Below are 19,114 nucleotides of genomic sequence, written 5' to 3'. Positions count from 1 at the left end.
AACTTCCAGGCTCCGGGGCCGTAGAGCCGAGCTTGCTCGGCTACGCGGGCTCCGGAGTCGGGAGCAGCGGAGCAAGCTCCGCTCTACGGCGGTGGTGCAAATGGGAGATGAGGATGAAGACGACCTTGCCGCTGCTCGTCATGTTGGCCGTTGCGTCGGCGTTCGCGGCAGCGCCTGCGCTGGCCGCCTGCGACCTCGAAGCGCCCGACGCCGGCGCCGCCGGCGCCGACTGCGCGCAGGCCTGGATGGACGCCAACCTGCGCCTCAACGACCTGCAGGTGATCGGTACCCACAACAGCTACAAGCTGCCCGCCTGGCCGCATCTGCTGGCCTCGCACCGCGAACGCGACCCGCAGGGCGCGGACGGCATCGACTACGGCCATCTGCCGCTGCGCGAACAGCTCGAGCGCGGCGTACGCGCGCTCGAACTCGACGTGTACTACGACCCGGAAGGCGGGCGCTACCGCCACGATTCGCTGCCGCCGGAACAGCACGCCGCCCTGCGGCGCCCCGGCTTCAAGGTCATGCACCTGTCGGACATCGACTACCGCAGCAGCTGCCAGCCATTCGCCGAGTGCCTGCGGATCGTCCGTGACTGGTCGCGCGCGCATCCGCGGCACGTCCCGCTGCTGGTCCAGATCAACGCCAAGGACGGTCCCGCCGCGCCCGGCGCGGTGCAGCCGCTGCGGTTCGACGCGGCGGCGTTCGATGCGCTCGACGCCGAGATCCGCGGCGTGTTCCCGGACGAGGCGCTGATCGTGCCGGACGAAGTGCAGGGCGACGCACCGAGCCTGCGCGAGGCGGTGCTCGCCGGCAACTGGCCACGCCTGGGCGAGGCGCGCGGGCGGGTGCTGTTCGCGCTCGACGAAGGTGAGGAGAAGGTGGCGCTGTACCGCGGCAAACGGCGCGCGCTGGAAGGCCGGGTGCTGTTCGTCAATGCCGGCGCGGCCTCGCCGGCTGCGGCATGGCTGACGCGCAATGAGCCCATGGAGCAGGACGCGGACATCGCCGGGGCCGTGGCCGCGGGCTTCCTCGTCCGCACCCGCGCCGACGCCGACACGCGGGAGGCGCGCCGGAACGATACGCGCCGCCGCGAGGCCGCGCTGGCCGGAGGCGCGCAGGTCGTCTCCACCGACTACATCGAACCGGACCAGCGGTTCGGCGGCTACCGGGTCGGACTGCCGGGCGGCGTGGTCGCGCGCTGCAACCCGCAACGTGCCGCGCAGCGCTGCGGCGGCCTGCCCATCGAGGAATGATCATGCTGCGTCTCCTGTGTTCCATCGTCCTGGCCGTTTGCGCCGCGACCGCCGCGGCCGCTGATCGCGACCCGCTCGTGCTGCGCGGCGAGATCGACGGGAGCGACCACCAGCGCTACCGCGAGGTGCCGTTCACCGTGCCGGCGGGCACCGCACGCATCACCGTGGCGTTCGACTACGACGGCCGCGAGGACAAGACCACCATCGACCTGGGCCTGCTGGGGCCGGACGGCTTCCGCGGCTGGAGCGGCGGCAACAAGCGCGAATTCACGGTGTCGGCCTACGACGCCACGCCCTCCTACCTGCCGGGCGCGTTGCCGGCCGGGGAATGGCGGCTGCTGCTGGGGATCCCCAATATCCGCGCCGGCGCATCCGCCAGCTACACGGCCGAGGTCCGCTTCACGCCGACCGGCGCGGAAGAGCGCCTGCCCCCGTCGCTGCGGCCGGTGCTCGCGGAACAGGCGCGGTGGTACCGCGGCGACCTGCACATGCACAGCGCGCACAGCGACGCCAGCTGCGACAGCCAGGACGGCGAACGGGTGCCGTGCCCGCTGTTCCTGACCTTGCAGGCGGCCGCGGAGCAGGGCCTGGACTTCGTCGCCCTGACCGACCACAACACCGTCTCGCACCTGCACGACATCCGCGGGCTGCAGCCCTATTTCGATCGCCTGCTGCTGATCCCGGGCATGGAGGTGACCACGTTCCAGGGCCATGCCAACGTCTTCGGCCTGCGGGCGCCGCTGGATTTCCGCATCGGCGACACCGTGCCGGACTGGAACGCGCTGCTGGGCGAGGTGCAGGCGCGCGGCCTGCTGCTGTCGGTCAACCATCCGGCGCTGCCCTCCGACGAGCGCTGCATGGGCTGCGGCTGGACGCCCAAGGGCGGGGTGGACTGGTCGCGGATCGCAGCGGTGGAGGTCGTCAACGGCGCCGACGCCGGCACGCCGGTCTCGGGCATCCCGTTCTGGCATGCGCAGCTCGACGCCGGGCATCGGCTTGCCGGCGTTGGCGGCAGCGACAACCACGATGCCAAGCTGACGCAGTCGCAGTTCGGCCGCAGCCGGGTCGGCGCACCGGTCACCGCGGTGCACGCGGCGTCGCTGTCGCAGGACGCGATTCTCGACGGCATCCGCGCCGGCCGGGTCTTCGTCGACGTCGAGGGCAGCCGCGACCGCGTGCTCGACCTGGTCGCGCGGTACCGCGCGACCGAGGTCGCCATGGGTGGCGTGCTGGCACTGCCCGCCGGCGCCGAGGCCAATTTCGAACTGCGCCTGGCCGGCGTGGCGGATGCGCGCGTGGAGGTGCTCGTCGACGGCGAAGTCGCGCCGCTGCTCGCCGATCCCGTCGTGCGCGACACCGGGCAGCCCCTGCGCTGGCGCTGGCGCAGCGACGGCGGCCGCCATTGGTTGCGCGTGGACGTGCGCGACGCCGACGGCCGGCTGCTACTGGTCGGCAATCCGGTCTATATCAACTTCTAGGTGCGCGGCGTCGCGACTTCCGTCGCTCCCACATGGCGAACTGACAAGTTGTGGGAGCGACTTGTGGGAGCGACGGAAGTCGCGACGCTTTCACACTGGAGCAAAACTCGATGCTGCCCGCGCGACTGCCTCATCCGCCGCCGAGCGCGTGCACGATCTCCACCCGGTCGCCGTCGCGTAGCGCATGCGCATCGTGGCGTCCGCGCGGCACGATCTCGCCGTTGACCTCCACCGCGACGCGGCGTTCGGCCAGGCCCTGGGCCCGGAGCAGGTCGCTGATCGTGGCCGGGTCGGGCAGGACGAAGCGGTCGCCATTGAGCTGGATATCCATGGCCGCCATTGTCGCCGCTCGGGCGGCGACATTCAGCCCCGTCGGTCAAAACATGATGCGCTGCGGCGTGAGCGCCGATGCCGATCGTGGAACCATGCGCGACCATCCGCCGCCGTATGTCCCCTGCGGGCGGCCTTTTCGCCACGATTCCGGAGGATCCATGCGCCTGCCACGTCTCGCTCCCGCCGCCCTGGCCACCGCGCTCGCGCTGGCGGTCGGCCCCGCCGTGGCCGACGAGAGCCAGTTCTCGCGGACCATCTTCTTCGGCGACAGCCTGACGGACGGCGGCTTCTTCCGCCCGCTGCTGCCGCCGGAAGTGCAGGCGCTGACCGGGCAGTTCACCACCAATCCCGGCTGGGTGTGGGCGCAGTACGTCGCCGACCACTACGGCACCGACGCCTCCGCCAACGGCAATGGCCAGAACGGCGACAACTACGCCGTCGGCGGCGCGTGGGTGGTCGGCGACCGCACCGGGGCGCTGGGGCCGACGCCATCGGTCACCACCCAGGTGTCCACCTACCTGTCGTCGGCTGGCGGCGCCGATCCCGACGCCCTGTACACGATCTGGGCCGGCGCCAACGACATCTTCGCGATCGCCGCCGGCGCGCCGGTGGATGAGACGCTCGGCACCGCCGTGGCCGGCCAGGTCGGCCTGGTCGGCGCGCTGCAGGGCGCCGGCGCGCGCTACATCCTGGTGCCGACCTTGCCCGACATGGGCATCACCCCCGCGGCGCGGGCGCAGGGCCCGCAGGCGCAAGCGCAGCTGACCGCGCTGGCGACGGCCTACAACGAGGCGTTGTTCGGTGGTATCGCCGGTGCCGGATTGCGGGTGATCCCGCTCGACACCTTCAGTTTCCTGCAGGAGGTGGTCGCCGATCCGGGGCTGTACGGCTTCGGCAACGTCACCGGCACCGCCTGCCAGCCGCAGGTCACCGCGCAGTCGCTGACCTGCAACCCGTCCAGCTACGTCACGCCGGATGCGGCGAAGACCTACCTGTTCGCCGACGGCGTGCACCCGAGCGACGGCGGCCACGCGGTGCTGGCGGACTTCGCGATCTCGGTCCTCGAGGCGCCGGCGCAGATCGCGGTGCTGCCGCAGTCTGCGGCGGTGATCGGGCGTGCCCGCGCCGACCGCGTCGCCTGGCACCTGGAGGGCAAGCCCGCCGGCGACGGCACCAACTGGTGGGTCGACCTGCGCGGCGACTACCAGCGCTACGACGACGGCGATGCCTACGACGGGCTCGCGCCGGCATTGACCGGCGGCGTCGACTGGACCCGCGGCAACCTGGTGTTCGGCGTGTTCGGCGGTTACGGCGTGACCAAGCAGGACTGGGGCCTGCGCCGTGGCAGCTTCGAGCATTCCGATGTCACCCTCGGCGGCTTTGCCGGCTGGTACGGCGAGGACGGCGCCTGGGTCAACGGCCAGCTCAGCTACTCGCGGCTGGACTTGGACAGCGACCGCGATGTCTGGCTGGGCCCGGCACGGCGCACCCACCACGGCTCGGCCGACGGCGACAACCTGACCGTCGCGGTCAACGCGGGCTGGGACTTCCAGCACGGCAACCTGCGCCACGGCCCGGTGCTGAGCCTGGTCTCGCAGCGGATCGATGTCGACGGCTTCGCCGAGAGCGATCCCGACCTGTCCACCTCGCTGGCCTATCCGGATCAGAACTTCGACTCGCTGATCGGCAGCGTCGGCTGGCAGCTCGCGGTGGCGGAGGGGCACCTGCGCCCATACGCGCGCCTGACCTGGGACCGAGAATTCGAGGACGCGCCGGACGAGGCGTTCGCGCGCGCGCAGTCGCTCCCGGGCACGGGCTGGTTCGCGGTGCCGGGCATGGCCTACGACGACAGCTACGCCACGGTCGCGCTCGGCGCGCGCACCACGCTGTTCGGCCTGGACGCCAACTTCGGCCTGAGCACCACGCTGTCGCACGCCGCCGACGGCAACACGACCGTCCACGCGACCTTCGGCAAGGGCTTCTGACGCCGCAAACGACCGACCCGTAGAGCGGAGCTTGCTCCGCTGTCTTGGGCTCCGGAGCCGGGAGGGAGCAGCGGAGTAAGCTCCGCTCTACGGCGTGCGGTACCGCTGCGACGGGAGCGGAGTCGGGCGGCATCGGGCCGGCGCCGGGCCTTGGCAAATCGGCCTCCGCCGCCCTAGACTTCCGGCTGACGCGGGTGTAGCTCAATGGTAGAGCTGTAGCTTCCCAAGCTACTGACGAGGGTTCGATTCCCTTCACCCGCTCCACCACATCAATCCAAGGACGTCTACGGACATCCAAGGAACGCCGGAAATCCCAAGCAGATCAAGGGATTGCGGCATCCTCGAAGTCCAGCGACGTCTACCGGCATCTACCGCAAGCCAGGACTTTTTAGTCCAGAAATTAGTCCATCTTTGCGGTGAGCGGCGGGTTCGGATTGTTGCTCGCAGTCGCGGCGGGTGTGGCACTAAGGGTTCAGCTCCTGACACCGGGAGCGACCGATGCCTCTGACCGATACCGCCGTCCGCAAGGCCAAGACCACCGACAAGAACTACACCCTGGGCGACCACGACGGGCTATCCCTCCATGTGGCGGCCGAAGGCGGCAAGTCCTGGCACTTCCGTTACAGCTGGCATGGCCGGCAAAAGCGCATGTCGCTGGGCACCTATCCCGAAGTCTCCCTGCGCGAGGCGCGTGCGCTGCGCGATGACGCCCGTGCCCTGGTCGCCAAGGGCATCAATCCCCATACGCACCGCAAGCAGCGGCGATTCGCCGCCAAGCTGGCGGACGAGAACACCTTCGAGGCGGTCTTCTACAGTTGGCAGGCGCATCGCGCCCTGACCCTGAAGCAGGGTCGCAACACCTCCCTCGTGCAGGCCGAGCGTCTGTTCAAGAATGACGTGCTGCCTACGCTCCGCCATCGGCCGGTCTATGAGATCAAGCGCCACGACCTGCTTGAGGTGCTGGCCAGGATCGAGCGTCGCAAGGCGTTGACGCAGGCCGAAAAGCTCAGGGGCTGGTTCAACCAGATGTTCCGGTTCGCCCTGGTGAAGGTGCCGGGCCTGGACCACAATCCGGCCTTCGATCTTGATGTCGTGGCGGTCCCCGCGCCGCCGGCGCGCCACAACCCGCACCTGCGCATCGACGAACTACCCGAGTGCCTGCGTTTGCTGCGCGGCTATCCCGGCAGGCTGACCACACAGCTGGGCGTCCGCATGCTGCTGCTGACCGGAGTCCGGACCGGCGAACTCCGGTCCGCCACGCCGGACCAGTTCCACCTCGACCAGGGCCTGTGGATCATCCCGCCGGATGTGGTGAAGCAGCTGCTGACCAAGATGCAGCGCGAACGGCTGCGGCCGGGCGACATTCCCCCCTACGTCGTGCCGCTGTCGCTGCAGGCGCAGGAGATCGTCCGCCACCAGTTGGATGCCTTCAAATCGGCCCAGGTCTACCTGTTCCCCGGCGATTGGGATCTGAAGAAGCCCCCCAGCGAGAACACCCTCAATGGCGCACTCAAGCGCCTCGGCTTCAAGGGGCGCTTAACCGGCCACGGCATCCGCTCCACGATCTCGACCGCCCTGCACGAGGTGGGCTACCCCGACCCGTGGCTGGACGCGCAGCTGTCCCACGTCGATCCGAACGCGGTCCGCGCGAGCTACAACCACGCCGAATACGTCGAGCAACGCCGACGCATGATGCAGGACTGGGCCGATCGGCTCGACCTGCTAGAACAAGGCCTGGTGGAACAGGCGAGCCGCCACTTGCCGTTCACCCCGGAGGGCATGCAGATGCTGTCGACCGTGCCGGCGACGCACTGGCCTTCGGCCCTGGAGCAGGCTGTGGCCGAACCCGTGCCTGCTGTGGCCACGCCGGACCCCGACGCTGGGACGGCAAGAGCGCCTGACACAGCCCCTGTCGACGTCGCACCGCCAATCACGGTGGCGCGTCTGCCCGCCGTCCGTTTGCCCGCGACCACCTTGCAGCCGGAACTCTCCGAGGATCAGAAGGCGCGCCTGGCGCGATTGGAACTCTTCAACTCGGCGCGCATGCTGCCCATGCCGGTCTTCGCCAAGGCGGTTGGCAAGTCGAAGCGTTGGATCGCCTACGAGGTCCGGGCCGGCAAGCTGCTGGCGCTGACCATGGGCAATCGCGGCAAGCGCATCCCGGACTGGCATCTGGACCCAGTCAAGCAACACCTCATCCAGACCGTGCTCAAATTCGCGCGTGAGATCGATCCCTGGTTGACCTACGAGGCCCTGACCCAGCCCCACAGGATGCTCGGTGGTCGCTCGCCGATCGATGCGGTCGAACGTGCCAACGTCCATGAAGCCGCCATGGCCGCGTGCATGGCGTTGAGGGAATCCGATCCGTTCTTGGCCTCAGTCGCCTGACAGGCAAGGAGCGAGAGGCGGTTGCCACGGGAACGGCACATTTGCGATTGTGATACCAGACCGATCTGACGGATGCGCAGTGGCGGCGGTCAATCGAGCCTCATGGGGGTCGGCTGGGGGAGAGCCATTCGGAGCAATACGGCCTGATTGCCCGAACGGATCAGATGGCTTTGATGCGGGACCAGATCAGCAGTGTTGAGAGAGAGACAACATGACATGTTTCAAGGCGGATAGATGGTTCCTGCAGGCCGCTTTTGCCGTCGGCTTGTTTTTCGGTGTCGCGCCGACGGTTGCCGCACAACCCGCCAGCTTGCTGGACTTCTTTGCCGGGCAAGGTTGCGCCATCGGTCCAACTACACGTAACGCCGCCCTTGCGGTCGGTTACGAGCCCAAGGCAATCGATGCCCTGACCGAGACCGCACGCAGGAATCCAAATACCGTCATGACAGGCGGCTGGCTCGTTCTTCCTTCGGATGTTTGCGAGATCAGGATTCCCGCTGTGGCCAACGAGCTCAAGCTCACAGATCCGGAGGTTCGCAAATCGATTTCGGCACCTGATACCTACGCTGCGGATGGAGATCCAGGATGTTTCCTTGATCGCGAGCGGCTCTTCCAAGAGCTGCGGCGGACTCGCTCTTGGGACGATGACAAATTCAATCTCGAATATATTCGCCTGATCGGTGGATCGATCGCTTCGGGAGATATGACGTTCTACACGGACAATCCATTGCGAACCCCGGTTGGCTTTCAGCTGATTACGGGAGAATGTGCCGATGTTCCGAAGATATCCGAGATCAACCGCAGCCATGCGTTCCTGATCGAGCTCTTCGATCCGCTTGTCCGTGCAAACGCTGCGCATATTGTCTGCGAAAGCGGCGCCAGCCTCATCACTCCAGAATTCCCTGGAATTGCACAAACGCTCTCGGGGATTGAGGTTCCCAATGCGTGGCTTGCTATGGAAATTCAGATGATAGCAATGGGCGCCGGCTGGTATGAAGGTATGAGCATGACTAACAAGGGCACACCACGCCCGCCACTATGCCACTACGAATAGCCCGTTAGGAGGCAGAGCGGAGACATTCGGCGTCCCGGCACTGGGGCTGCCGTCAAGACAAATGCAGTGGATGCAGGCGGGAATGTCGTAGAATGATGGGAAACGGACAGGCGGGTTTCGGGCGGATTCTCCGGAGAAGCTGCCCTGCACCTGGTCAACGTGCTTCGGCCGGGAAGCGCCTCCTTTAAGACGCTCTCGGCGGCCTGGCCCGTTGCCGTTGAGCTGCCGTTCGCAGTGCTGGCCTCGAACGGCTTTGAAGCCGCCAACCATTTCGGTGAACGAAGATGCGAAGCGGATCGCGTAACCTCATCGGGTTTCGATGGGCGGCTTGCTGGGTTGGGTTCGGCGTGACGAGCGGAAAATGAAGATGAATTTGCAGGCGGACGTCCCTGCCGCAAGACGTGACATCGAGAACGAGATTCGGTTTGCTTTCACCGGCGTCGTGCTGGGCGACGGAACCAGCATCGGTCACGCGGAATATATCGACTGCTGGGGCAAAAATCCGGACGGCAGCCCGATCACCGACGAGCAATATCGCGCGATGACCGCGAACGACATCGTCGACGACTGGACGCAGGTGACGCTCCGGGAACTGGAACGTGACAATATCGCCCATTTCGATCCCGCCGGCTTTCGCTACTATCTGCCGGCGTTGCTGCTCAGCCTGCTCGACGACTATGATCCCTTGTCGATGAGGACCATCGGGACGCTGTCCGGGCTGCGTCTGTATCTGGACGATCCCCCTGATCGCGCGGCTCACCGTTTTTCGCTGCTGAACGATGCGCAGAAGCGCGCGGTAGCCCGCTTTCTCGTCCTGCTGCCGGAAATCGTCGAACTGACAACGGAGGACGAGAAGATCGTGCGCCAATCTCTCGAGCGTTACTGGAGCGCCTTTCTTCAGCAGGTATCGGAATGACGATGCCCGTGACGATCAGTGCTGCGCAGAAGGGACGGTAGATGAGCGAGTATGAGATACGCGGCTGGCCTGCGGATGAAGAGGCGCTGGGCGAGCGGCTGGAGCAGACTGGCCTGCCGGGGGCCATAAGGCAGGCATTGCGGGCAACGGCCCGCCCGGCGCTCATGCTGGCCACGGCTCCTGCCGACGAGGAAACCTTTCCGCTTGGTGCGACCAGGATCGGCGGACGTCCGGATTTGCCCTCCGGCTTCGTATGGCCGACACGTTCACCCTATCCCGACGCCAGGGAAGCTGCGGAACGCGAACTCGAAGACGGAGCCGGCATCATGGCGTCGGCCGGGTTGCCCCCGCCATGGATGACATCGGCCAAGGCAAAGAAGCTCATCGAAAAGACGCAGCGCTACCGAGAAAACCTGGCACGCGATATGGAGCGCATGCGCGAGGAATCGAGAAAGAAACTGGCGGAACTCGAAACCGACGACAGCTACACCGACGAGGAGAAGCAACGCTACCGGGAGATGATCGAGGGAGAAGACTTCGACCTGCCGCCGATCCCCACCCGGGAAGAGGCTGAAGCGGCCGGGCGATATGCCGCAGCGAAAGCGGAGGCGCTGACGAGCGACTTCCCGCTCGCCTTCGTGGCGCAGATCGACGTCACGTCCTTCGCCGGCCAAGCCGGGTTCGATCCGACGCTACCGCGCAAGGGTCGCCTCTATCTGTTCTATGACCTTTTGGGGCTCCCCGATTCGCAAGACCCCGCTTCGCGAACCGGTTTCCTCGTCTTCCACGACGAAACGTCCGCCGCAAAGCTTGTACGCACGCCGTTGCCGCCGGCCTTGGCATTTCTCGACGCTGTCGTTCCCGAAGCAACGCTCAAGCCTGCCGCCATCAAGGCGAGGTCGGCCGCGACGACGACAACGCTCGAATCCCTCGAGGGCTTGGGTATCCGCCTGCGCGGTCGTCAGTTGTCGTCCTACGACGAATGGCTTCTGGGCGAGGTGGGCTGGCCCGGCGAGCCGGAAGCCGACCGCCACCAACTGGGCGGATGGCCGCGCGCGGTGCAGAGCAATATGCTGGCGTTTGCGCAATTCGCCTCGAACGGAATAGACCCTGCGACCATGGGTGACTGGAAGGGAAAGAAGGCCAAGGCCATTCTGGCGGACGCCGGCGCATGGCGTTTGATCTTCCAACTCGGCCCCGACGAGGGGGTCGGCAACATGTTGCCCGGTTCGGTGAATTTCCTCTTGCGCGAGGAGGACCTGGTGGCACGTCGCTTCGATCGGGCGTGGGTCGTCTATGAACAGAGTTGAAGCGGGCTCGGGGAAAGGGGCCGCCTGCACATTGGAAGGGATATACATGGACAAGGATTGGCTCATCGCTCCGGGGCAGGGAATCGGGCGCCTCACCTTCGGGCTGTCGCCGGAGGAAGTGGCCGCGCTGGCAGATCTTTATGGCAAGCCGAGCCCACTGATGTCTCAGGCCGGCGTTGCGTCCGACCTTGAAGAGGTGATTGCCCAGATGGAGGGCTCCTTGCCGGCAGAAATCATCGAGGACATGCGGCGTAACGCACAGTCGATGGCCGATCTCGATACGCAGTCTCTGCTGGGGCATGCGACCGTTCTGCTCGAATACAGGGACCGTCGCCTGGATGCGGTGTCCGTCGAAGCTCGCCATGAAAAGGCGCATTACGAAGACAAGCCCGTCTTCACGCTTGACGCCCGCGAGGTTCTGGCCCTGTTCGAGAAGGCGAATGGAGCGCCCGGTCGTTATCGCTCCGTTGAAGCGGCTTTCGACAATCTCGCGGTATCGCTCCATTGCTTCAGCACGACCTCCCCGCAGCACGGGATTCGCGCGATGCCAGAGGCGGAACCGGACTTCCAGCAGCGAGCCGTGACGCTACGCAGGGTGCCTTACCGGCCGGAGAACGAACTCGACCAGTTCGTGGCGTATTCCTTTGACGGTTGAACCGGCGCGCCCGATGCATATCCCCGCGCTGGCAGAGTGCCGAATGTTCCGCATGTCCGCAGAAGATACGCCGATCCTTCCCTTCTATGACGGCGCTTATGATCGCGGCTTGACCGAACAACTCGGCCGCGAACCGTATGTAGTCGTTGATCCCGACCTCATCGTCGTGAGGCAGCGAGTTCATATGCTCCTGCAGATAGGCGACGACATCGACGTCGCCGATGGTTTGCGGGCGGCGCGCGTCGTGCGGAAAGTAGAAATTTATCTGGTCGCGAAAGCTACGATAGTAATCTGCCCTCGTATCGAGGGCGCGCTGCCGCACGCCTGACGATGGCCGTTCTCGAAGGCGAAGCAGGCGGCATGGCCGAAAAGAAGATCGTCGGCCCTGGTCTGAGGTCATGCTTCAAAGCGGGCAAGCCACTTGCCCGTCTCTTCCAGTTCGTCGAACTCCGTCGACAGGACGAAAAGGCCGCGCCTGTAGGCCTCGAAGCGAATGGGCTTCAGGGCTTCCGCCACGCGACGATAACCGTCGAGCACGATGCCGTGATTGACGTCGCCCAATTGAGGCTGGTCACCGGCCTGGATGACGATCCCGCCATCATACTCGTGGATCAGGCAGGCCGGCTTGAGTTTGGCTTCGAGTCCTGCGTGCGCGCCGAGGCGGCCGGTGAATTCGTCGCACAGAACGGTCAGCCAGTTGATCGACTTGATGGATTTCCCGTCGCTGCCGGCCGACTCCGCGATGAACATTCCGGGATCGGAAAAGTCGAGGCCGGGAAAACGCTTCAATGCAGGCAGGACAGAAAGCACGCCGTGCCCGCCGAATATGCCGTGCTCGAAAAGCACACTGTAGCCCGCGCTCCCATGAAGCGCATTCAGCCGCGCCGCCCAGCGCTTCACAATATCGACGAGAAACCCATAGCCGCGTTCGGACATGAACCCGGCGGAAAAATAGGCGCAGAGATGGGACAGGCCGCGTGGCGATAGCGGCTCGGGACCTGTCGCGGCGAAGGAGATGCTCACCGGCGTGGGCTCGTCTACAATTTTCTTTTGCGGATAGCCGAAAACGGTCGCGTCGAACGGCTCCTGCGCGTTCAATGCGCGTGCCTGTTCCTCGTAGTAGTCGAGATAGACCTCATCCGAAATGCGGGTCGGGCGGTTCGCGTCAACCTTGAGATAGTGCGAGATCTCCGTGCTGAAAAAGCCGTGATAGTCTCGCAATATCTCGCAAAGGGCGAGCCTGGTTTCCACCGTCTCGCCGCCCGTGAAATAAAGCTCGAGCGCGAATCCGATCCTTGCCGCGGCATTGCCGCGACCGTCTGTCAGCTCAATGCCATCCAGTTCGGCTGCGCGTTTCGGGTCGAGGTGAGCTTCGGCCATGGCACCGAGCTCAATGTCCAATGGCACGGATGTCGAGGTCGCGCAGGTAATGGTCGGCTCCCTCCTGAAGCGAAATATAGGTGGCGGAATAGGCCGAGGCGCCTGCTACCCAGCTCTTGAAGATGATGTCCTTCGCTTCATCATCGAAGGTATCGATGCCGCGGCGCACGTCGAACGTGTTCAGCGCGATGATCGAGGTCGCCTCTGCATCGGCGTTTTCCTGGATCATGAACTCGCTCACAAGATAGGCGCTGGTGTCGGTATCCCAACCGCGCGCATAGGAATGCGCAGTTGGTTCGCCATTGTCCGACTTGTGGGTCTGCAATTGCGCCTCGCCGGCGAATGAAGCCTTGGGGTTTTCTTCGACCTGTTTGGTGAATTGATCGATCATCTTGACGCCGAGGTCGCGTCCTTCCTCAAGCGTGATCGGACGGATCATGACGAGAAGATTCGGATATTCCTGGCCTTCCAGGGTGAGCGTGTAGTCGGATGTCCCGGAGGGTTCGCCCTTTGTATCGAGTTCCTGAAGCGCAAGATCGGTGGGGACGAGAAAGCGCTCGCCGCTGGACGTCTTCATATCGCGGAGCGCATCCGCTGGTGCGCCCGTTTCATCCATCTTGATGGCACCGAGGAAATGGGCCACCGCCTCCTCCACCTCAGGATAAGCGTCGTAGTCGAACACGGCATATATGATGAGAACGTCCTTGCCATGGGTGATCGCGGCCACCCGGGCCATTCGGGTGTAGTCGCCATTCTCTTCGACAACGCTTCCGGCGAGGTAGCCGAAACCGGCATTGCTTTTGGCCTTGTCCTGGAGGACGCGATTGTATCCCTGCCGCGCAAGGAACCCGTAGCCGGCACTGGGAGCTTCTGCAAAAGACGGAAACTCGACGTGATGGACCTCGATCATCAGCGCCTCGCGGTTCTCCGGCTCGTAGATCCTGGCGATCGGCTCGCCCGGTTCCTGCGCTCCCTCGCCGGTCGAGATATCCATGCCGTTCTTGACGAGGGTGGAGAACGAAAAACCGGTATCGCCGAGATCGATCTCCCGTCGCGAGAATCCCGATGCTTCCTCGGTTTCGATCCTGAAAATTTGCTCGGCCGTGTAATTGGCCACGGCTTCCCCGATTGTCAGCGGAAACACCATCGCGAATGCGAGCGCGGCAAACGCGAGCGCGCGGAACGACATATGTTTTTTTCCAGCAATCTTTCGCATTTCAACCTTTCTGGTTCGCCTGAAGGCGCCGTCGGTCTTACGCCGCATCGTCAATCCGCCAGCCGCCGATCTCGAGAAAGACTTTCCAATCCCAGCTTTTCGCACCTGATTTCTGCGGCAGATCTGATCCAGAATAACGGTCGATTGCAAGGTCCGCTTTCAGCGCTTTCACCTGTTGCCGTGAACAGCGACAATGCGGTCGATTCCTGACGGACTGACGAACCACGAAATCACTGCAGCGGCGCACGGCCCGCTCGACCACGTCGTCCTGAAGGGTGCTGTCCGCACCTGCCAGCACACCCGATAGTGACGTTGCATCTGGTCGGTCCATTTGCACATGCCTCAGGAAGAGTGGGCATCCACCCCTCCGGGACGGATCATAGCCTGCGGTCCGATACGCCATAGCCTTGCTGGAAATCGTCGACCGGGCGGTGACCGATCCGCCGCCTGCGCTGAGCGTCGAGGACGATGGCACTTCCGAGTGTTCGCCCTGTCCGGTTCCGCTTGCCCGATCTTCTGCAGGGCCCACTACAGCCTGTCAGACTCGGACCTGCTGCGCCAGATCGTGCCGGGCCATCCTGTCAGTGTGCCGTAACTGGGCGGCGAGCCGCCTGCGCGTGCATTGAAGGGACCTGCCTGCCCGGATACGGTGGCTTGCCGCGGGCGCGGTGGGCGCCTTTAGGAGCGGCGCATCATTCTGCGGGCTTCCTCCGGAAGCCAAGAGAGTCTGCAAGTGGTTGCCACACAATGACTTTCCTCTCTTCGATCACGTTCGGTGATCGGTGATCATGTCGGCTGAGACCGCGGCCGTGTCCGGATTTTCCCCCGGGATCGTCTCTTTACAGAAGACGCGGTGAAACAGTACAAGCGAGACGGGGCGCTGGCGACCGGAATGAGCGCGGCATTGCAGATGCTGAGGAAGGCTCGCGCCATTGTCTTGCGACAGGGCGTGGCGCCGCAGGATGCCGATGACGTCCTGCAGGAGGCATTCGCGCGGTTGGAAGCCTACACGCGCACCCACGAGCTGAGGTCGCGGGAGGCGTTCCTGGTCACGACGGCGGTGAACATCGGCCGCGACCACGCGCGCCGTCGCAAGACCTCGCCGGTCGAGGCTGGTGAGTTGGATCTGGAGGCGATCGCCGATGGCGCCCCCGAACCGGACGAGCAAGCCCGCGCGCAGGAGCGTCTGCGCCGCGCCAGTGCCGGTTTGGCGCAACTCGATCCGACCACGCGACGGTGGCTGCTGGCACAACGGCTGGATGGCCTGACGTTCGCTCAAGTTGCTGCGAACGAGGGCGTCTCGGTGGCGGCCGTGGAGAAGCGGGTCGCGCGTGCGGTGATGTTTCTGACCAAGTGGATGGACGGATGGTGATGCGCAGCCACTCGCAAATCGTCGAGGACGTGGTGCTGGCCGAGGCGTCCGCCTGGCTGGCTCGGCTGCAGGGCCCGGCGCGCACGCCGGCCACGGAGGCGGCGTTCAAGGCCTGGCTGGCGGTCGAGCCCGCGCATGCGCAGGCCTTCGCGCGGGTGACCGATACCTGGGACATCATTCCGGGCGCGGCCCTGCTGTCGGTGCCATCCGCCAGGCCCATGGCCGTTGATCGGCGTCGCCGAGTGTCGATGGCGCTGGCCGCCTGCGTCGCGCTGGTCGCGGTGGCCGTCGGCCTCACGTGGCGCGTTTCGGGGGATCCGGTTTACCACACTGCCGTCGGCGAGCAGCGGACGCTTGTCCTGGACGATGGTACGCGGATTGCCCTCAACACAGACAGCCGGATCGCGGTGTCCTATGGCGAGGATGAACGCCACATTCGGCTCGAACGCGGCGAGGCGCTGTTCGAGGTCGCGCGCCAGCCCGGGCGACCGTTCGTAGTCCAGGCAGGCGAGGATCGGGTGCGCGCATTGGGCACTACGTTCGTCGTGCGCCGCGATCGGGGCCATCTGGCCGTTGCCCTGATCGAAGGCCGGGTCGAAGTGAGCCGGCCATCCCCGCAGGGCCAGGCACGACCGGTGCACGCGACGGTCCTGTCGCCCGGCGAGCGGATCACGTTGGGTCCGGATATCCGGCAGACAGTGGATCGTCCCAGGATCGAGGCGATGGCGGCCTGGCGCCGCGGAGAGGCGATGTTCAACAACGCGACGCTGGCCGAGGCGATCGCCGAGATCAACCGCTACGGGGGCGCTCCCGTGCGCCTGGAGGATCCGGTATTGGGCCAGCTGCGGGTTTCCGGCGTCTTCGCCACCCGCGATCCCGCCGAGTTCGCCCGCACGGTTGCCCAGCTGCATGCTCTGACCGTCGAGCATTCCGAGGAGGACCTCGTCCTCAAACGCTGATTTCAAGATGGACGGCGGCAGCTCGTCCGTGCGTGCTGATTGTCGTCGCCGCACGTGAATGTGACGGCTTCATGTCCGGATAGCGCTGGCAAATCGTCTACCGAACTAGAGCCGTCGCCAGACGTGCCGACACCGACCGGGGGAGTTGCCATGTCGCGATTGGAAAGCCGCTGCTTGTTCGCTGCCGCAGTTTCTCTGGCATTTTGCGCTGCGCCTGTCGCACTATACGCGCAGGTCACCTACGACTTCGATCTGCCGGCACAGAGCTTGGCCGATTCGTTGCGGGCCGTCGGCAGCAAGGGCAGCGTCAACGTCGCATTCGAACCCGCTACGGTGCAAGGCAGGCTGGCGCCGGCACTCAAAGGCAGCTACTCGGCGCGGCAGGCGCTCGAGAGACTGCTCGAAGATTCCGGATTGGTGGTGCGGACGACTGAGGGCGGTTCGTTCCTGGTGGAGGCGCAGCAAGGGGAGACGGACGGCGAACGGGCCCAGACACCACCCGGATCGGCGGATGATCCCCTCGCGACCGGCTTGCGCAGGCAAAGCACGAGCCACACGATGGCAGTCGACGTGAAGACGCTCGACGACGTAGTCGTAACCGGCACGAACCTCCGGGGCGCCACGCTTGCCAGCCTGGCTTCGCCGATCCGCATCGTCGAGCGCGAGGAGATCGACCGATCCGGATACGCGACGACGGGCGACGTCATCCGAAGCTTGCCGCAGGCATTCGCCGGCAACCAGAATCCGGGCGCCTTCCCGATCGGTGGGATGGCGCCGGCGAACAACTTCTCCGCGGCCTCCAGCGCCGATCTGCGCGGGTTGGGACCTGGCGCGACCTTGACCCTGCTCAACGGCCGGCGCTTGGCATACAACGGCTACGCCAATACCGTCGACGTCGGGATGATCCCGTTACCCGCCCTGGACCGGGTGGAGGTCGTGACGGATGGCGCCTCGGCAATCTACGGTTCCGATGCCGTTGCCGGGGTGGTCAATTTCATCCTGCGCGACGATTTTGAAGGCGCCGAAACGACGGTGAGGTTCGGTGGGAGTTCCCGTGGCGGTGCGGCGGAGCGCCAGTTCAGCCAGCTGGTCGGCAAGTCCTGGTCGACCGGCAATGTGCTGCTGAACGTGGAACGCTACGAGCAGGAAGCGCTGTATGCGGATCAGCGGGACGTGAGCCAGGCCCAGCTGGATCCATCGACGCTGCTGCCGGTGCAAGGCCGGACCAGCGTGCTGCTGATGCTCAACCAGGACATCACCCCGCAGGTGTCCTTCTTCACCGAGGCGCTGTACTCGCGCAAGGATGTCGAGGGCGGCGCGACCTACTCGTACAGCCCACCGACTATCTTCAACGTGCGGCAAACCACCGACACGAGCCAGTACGGAATCAATGCCGGGCTGAAATTCGCGCTGCCGGCCGACTGGCGAGGCGAGGCGTCGGTCAGCCTGTCGAGGAACAAGGAGGATTTCCTGGAGATCCACAACGTGTACGAGCCTTACGCCGTCTTCTTCGAGAACCGGCTGAGGGGAGCGGAGTTGACGGCGGAAGGTCCGTTGTTCGCGTTGCCGGCGGGGCGGGTCACATCGGCGTTCGGGGTGGGGTATCGGGGAGAGGAACTGGATGGGTTCTTCGTGAACTCCGCGCAACGCGGCGAGCGGAGCGTGGAGTACGCCTATGGCGAACTGAGTATCCCCGTCCACGCGTCCGCCTTGGGAAGCGTCAATCTCTCGGCGTCCGGACGCTACGAGTCCTACGACGACTTCGGCAGCGTGTTCAACCCGAAGCTCGGCCTGGTGTACCTGCATGGGACATCGTTCAAGCTGCGCGGGTCCTGGGGCAAATCGTTTCGGGCGCCGAGCCTGTATCAGGTGCACGGTGCCCGGGAGGCGACGTTGTACAACGCCAGCACCTTCCAGGTGCCGGGTGCAGCGCCGGACGCGCTCGCCATCTACCTGTCCGGGGCCAACCCGGACCTGGGGCCGGAGCAATCCAGGTCGTGGACGGCCGGTGCGGACTTCACCCCCGATTTCGCATCGGGCCTGCGGGTCAGCGCCACCTACTTCGAGATCGACTATCGCGACCGGATCGTCAGCGGCGGCAACACGATCGGGGTCTGGGACAACCCGCAGTTCCAGCACATGGTGATCAAGCATCCGGCCGCCGACTACCTGGAGGCCCTGCTGCAGCCGCCCACGCGCTTCAACAACAGCCTCGGCGTGCCGTTCGATCCCGAGAAGGTGGTCGGCGTCTTTATGGTCAATCAGAGGAACGCGCCTTCGCAGGATATCCGCGGCGTCGACCTGAGCGGAAGCTATGAGTGGAATGCGGGCGACGGGTACTTCAATGCCTTCGCCGACATGAGCTGGCTGGACATCCGCCAGATCGACACGCCGGGTTCGCCTGAGAGGACATTGACCGGCTACGTCTATTTTCCTGCGAAGCGCCGCGCGCGTGCTGGGCTCAACTGGAGCCGCGGCGGGATTGCGGCCACCGGGATCGTCAGTCACGTCAGCGGGTCGACTGACAACACCGGGGAGTTCATCTCCGGGGCGGAGAACCAAGACGTACCCGTCGGCTCATGGACGACCCTGGACGCGCAGCTCAGCTACGACACGGGAGATGGCGATGGCCTCACCAGTGGCCTGCGCCTGAGCCTGTCGGCAAGGAACCTGCTCGACCGGCCGCCCCCGGCGGTCGCCGGCGCGAGCGGAGGCCCGCTGTCGCGCGGCCTGGGCTTCGACCCGCAGAACGCATCGGCTTTGGGGCGCTTCGTCAGTCTCATGCTCAGCAAGCGCTGGTGACGGATGGCAG

Annotated in this window: 16 protein-coding genes and 1 tRNA gene; 13 read left to right on the top strand and 4 right to left on the bottom strand. The window is 65.4% G+C overall.

Going from position 1 to position 19,114, the window contains the following annotated elements:
• Nucleotides 1-113: 113 nt before the first annotated feature.
• Both U3649_RS17200 and U3649_RS17195 read left to right on the top strand, forming a co-directional pair.
• A complete protein-coding gene (locus U3649_RS17200) occupies nt 114-1,256 on the top strand; it encodes a Ca2+-dependent phosphoinositide-specific phospholipase C (RefSeq protein ID WP_407352508.1) in 1,143 nt (380 codons plus the stop codon).
• 2 nt (nt 1,257-1,258) lie between these two features.
• Nucleotides 1,259-2,734 carry a CehA/McbA family metallohydrolase gene (locus U3649_RS17195; protein WP_407352507.1) on the top strand — a complete coding sequence of 492 codons (1,476 nt, stop codon included), beginning with the start codon at nt 1,259-1,261 and terminating at the stop codon, nt 2,732-2,734.
• Between the two features lie 130 nt (nt 2,735-2,864).
• On the opposite strand, the gene thiS is transcribed toward U3649_RS17195, so the two are convergent.
• On the bottom strand, nt 2,865-3,065 hold the full coding sequence (thiS, locus tag U3649_RS17190) for a sulfur carrier protein ThiS (RefSeq protein WP_407352506.1): 201 nt from the start codon (nt 3,063-3,065) through the stop codon (nt 2,865-2,867).
• 190 nt (nt 3,066-3,255) lie between these two features.
• Here thiS and U3649_RS17185 point away from each other — a divergent pair, with 190 nt between their 5' ends.
• From U3649_RS17185 to U3649_RS17150, 8 genes are all read left to right on the top strand, one after another.
• A complete protein-coding gene (locus U3649_RS17185) occupies nt 3,256-5,052 on the top strand; it encodes an autotransporter domain-containing protein (RefSeq protein WP_407354654.1) in 1,797 nt (598 codons plus the stop codon).
• 190 nt (nt 5,053-5,242) lie between these two features.
• Nucleotides 5,243-5,316 (top strand) — tRNA-Gly (locus U3649_RS17180).
• A gap of 234 nt (nt 5,317-5,550) precedes the next feature.
• Nucleotides 5,551-7,440 (top strand): integrase arm-type DNA-binding domain-containing protein, encoded by a 1,890-nt coding sequence (locus U3649_RS17175; protein ID WP_407352505.1) that lies wholly within the window; start codon nt 5,551-5,553, stop codon nt 7,438-7,440.
• 211 nt (nt 7,441-7,651) lie between these two features.
• The gene (locus tag U3649_RS17170) at nt 7,652-8,494 is read left to right on the top strand and encodes a hypothetical protein (protein ID WP_407352504.1); all 843 of its coding nucleotides are present in this window, start codon (nt 7,652-7,654) and stop codon (nt 8,492-8,494) included.
• A gap of 361 nt (nt 8,495-8,855) precedes the next feature.
• Entirely contained in the window at nt 8,856-9,410 is a 555-nt protein-coding gene (locus tag U3649_RS17165; protein ID WP_407352503.1) for a DUF6714 family protein, read from the top strand.
• A 41-nt stretch (nt 9,411-9,451) separates the two neighbouring features.
• Nucleotides 9,452-10,720: a DUF1963 domain-containing protein gene (locus U3649_RS17160; protein WP_407352502.1), complete on the top strand. Its 1,269-nt coding sequence runs from the start codon at nt 9,452-9,454 to the stop codon at nt 10,718-10,720.
• A gap of 46 nt (nt 10,721-10,766) precedes the next feature.
• Nucleotides 10,767-11,375, top strand: a complete 609-nt coding sequence (locus U3649_RS17155) for a hypothetical protein (RefSeq protein WP_407352501.1) — start codon at nt 10,767-10,769, stop codon at nt 11,373-11,375.
• 52 nt (nt 11,376-11,427) lie between these two features.
• Nucleotides 11,428-11,703 (top strand): hypothetical protein, encoded by a 276-nt coding sequence (locus U3649_RS17150; protein ID WP_407352500.1) that lies wholly within the window; start codon nt 11,428-11,430, stop codon nt 11,701-11,703.
• Between the two features lie 68 nt (nt 11,704-11,771).
• Here the strand turns inward: U3649_RS17150 and U3649_RS17145 are convergent, their stop codons facing one another.
• From U3649_RS17145 to U3649_RS17135, 3 genes are read right to left on the bottom strand one after another with little or no spacing between them, the layout of a single operon-like run.
• On the bottom strand, nt 11,772-12,755 hold the full coding sequence (locus U3649_RS17145; RefSeq protein WP_407352499.1) for a type VI immunity family protein: 984 nt from the start codon (nt 12,753-12,755) through the stop codon (nt 11,772-11,774).
• Between the two features lie 10 nt (nt 12,756-12,765).
• Nucleotides 12,766-14,019 (bottom strand): hypothetical protein, encoded by a 1,254-nt coding sequence (locus tag U3649_RS17140; protein WP_407352498.1) that lies wholly within the window; start codon nt 14,017-14,019, stop codon nt 12,766-12,768.
• Nucleotides 14,009-14,302 carry a hypothetical protein gene (locus tag U3649_RS17135; protein WP_407352497.1) on the bottom strand — a complete coding sequence of 98 codons (294 nt, stop codon included), beginning with the start codon at nt 14,300-14,302 and terminating at the stop codon, nt 14,009-14,011. Before U3649_RS17135 ends, U3649_RS17140 begins: the two co-directional genes overlap by 11 nt.
• 522 nt (nt 14,303-14,824) lie before the next feature.
• Between U3649_RS17135 and U3649_RS17130 the strand changes: the two genes are divergently transcribed.
• From U3649_RS17130 to U3649_RS17120, 3 genes are all read left to right on the top strand, one after another.
• Nucleotides 14,825-15,343 carry an RNA polymerase sigma factor gene (locus tag U3649_RS17130; protein WP_407352496.1) on the top strand — a complete coding sequence of 173 codons (519 nt, stop codon included), beginning with the start codon at nt 14,825-14,827 and terminating at the stop codon, nt 15,341-15,343.
• Nucleotides 15,343-16,302 (top strand): FecR family protein, encoded by a 960-nt coding sequence (locus U3649_RS17125; protein WP_407352495.1) that lies wholly within the window; start codon nt 15,343-15,345, stop codon nt 16,300-16,302. The genes U3649_RS17130 and U3649_RS17125 overlap by 1 nt, the downstream gene beginning before the upstream one ends.
• A gap of 150 nt (nt 16,303-16,452) precedes the next feature.
• Complete coding sequence (locus U3649_RS17120; RefSeq protein ID WP_407352494.1) at nt 16,453-19,104, top strand: TonB-dependent receptor domain-containing protein; 2,652 nt, start codon at nt 16,453-16,455, stop codon at nt 19,102-19,104.
• Nucleotides 19,105-19,114: the final 10 nt, after the last annotated feature.

This window comes from Luteimonas sp. R10 (genome assembly GCF_045689605.1).
Taxonomy (GTDB): domain Bacteria; phylum Pseudomonadota; class Gammaproteobacteria; order Xanthomonadales; family Xanthomonadaceae; genus Luteimonas.
Note: the sequence above shows the minus strand (reverse complement) of the source record. Positions and strands in the feature narration are given on the sequence as shown.

Excerpts from the sequence above, each read along its gene's own strand:
- U3649_RS17120 (WP_407352494.1), top strand. The coding sequence starts at position 16,453 with ATGTCGCGATTGGAAAGCCGCTGCTTGTTCGCTGCCGCAGTTTCTCTG.
- U3649_RS17155 (WP_407352501.1), top strand. The coding sequence starts at position 10,767 with ATGGACAAGGATTGGCTCATCGCTCCGGGGCAGGGAATCGGGCGCCTC.
- U3649_RS17200 (WP_407352508.1), top strand. The coding sequence starts at position 114 with ATGAAGACGACCTTGCCGCTGCTCGTCATGTTGGCCGTTGCGTCGGCG.
- U3649_RS17195 (WP_407352507.1), top strand. The coding sequence starts at position 1,259 with ATGCTGCGTCTCCTGTGTTCCATCGTCCTGGCCGTTTGCGCCGCGACC.
- U3649_RS17150 (WP_407352500.1), top strand. The coding sequence starts at position 11,428 with ATGTCCGCAGAAGATACGCCGATCCTTCCCTTCTATGACGGCGCTTAT.
- thiS (WP_407352506.1), bottom strand. The coding sequence starts at position 3,065 with ATGGATATCCAGCTCAATGGCGACCGCTTCGTCCTGCCCGACCCGGCC.
- U3649_RS17140 (WP_407352498.1), bottom strand. The coding sequence starts at position 14,019 with ATGCGGCGTAAGACCGACGGCGCCTTCAGGCGAACCAGAAAGGTTGAA.
- U3649_RS17170 (WP_407352504.1), top strand. The coding sequence starts at position 7,652 with ATGACATGTTTCAAGGCGGATAGATGGTTCCTGCAGGCCGCTTTTGCC.
- U3649_RS17175 (WP_407352505.1), top strand. The coding sequence starts at position 5,551 with ATGCCTCTGACCGATACCGCCGTCCGCAAGGCCAAGACCACCGACAAG.
- U3649_RS17145 (WP_407352499.1), bottom strand. The coding sequence starts at position 12,755 with ATGGCCGAAGCTCACCTCGACCCGAAACGCGCAGCCGAACTGGATGGC.
- U3649_RS17125 (WP_407352495.1), top strand. The coding sequence starts at position 15,343 with ATGCGCAGCCACTCGCAAATCGTCGAGGACGTGGTGCTGGCCGAGGCG.
- U3649_RS17135 (WP_407352497.1), bottom strand. The coding sequence starts at position 14,302 with ATGGACCGACCAGATGCAACGTCACTATCGGGTGTGCTGGCAGGTGCG.
- U3649_RS17165 (WP_407352503.1), top strand. The coding sequence starts at position 8,856 with ATGAAGATGAATTTGCAGGCGGACGTCCCTGCCGCAAGACGTGACATC.
- U3649_RS17160 (WP_407352502.1), top strand. The coding sequence starts at position 9,452 with ATGAGCGAGTATGAGATACGCGGCTGGCCTGCGGATGAAGAGGCGCTG.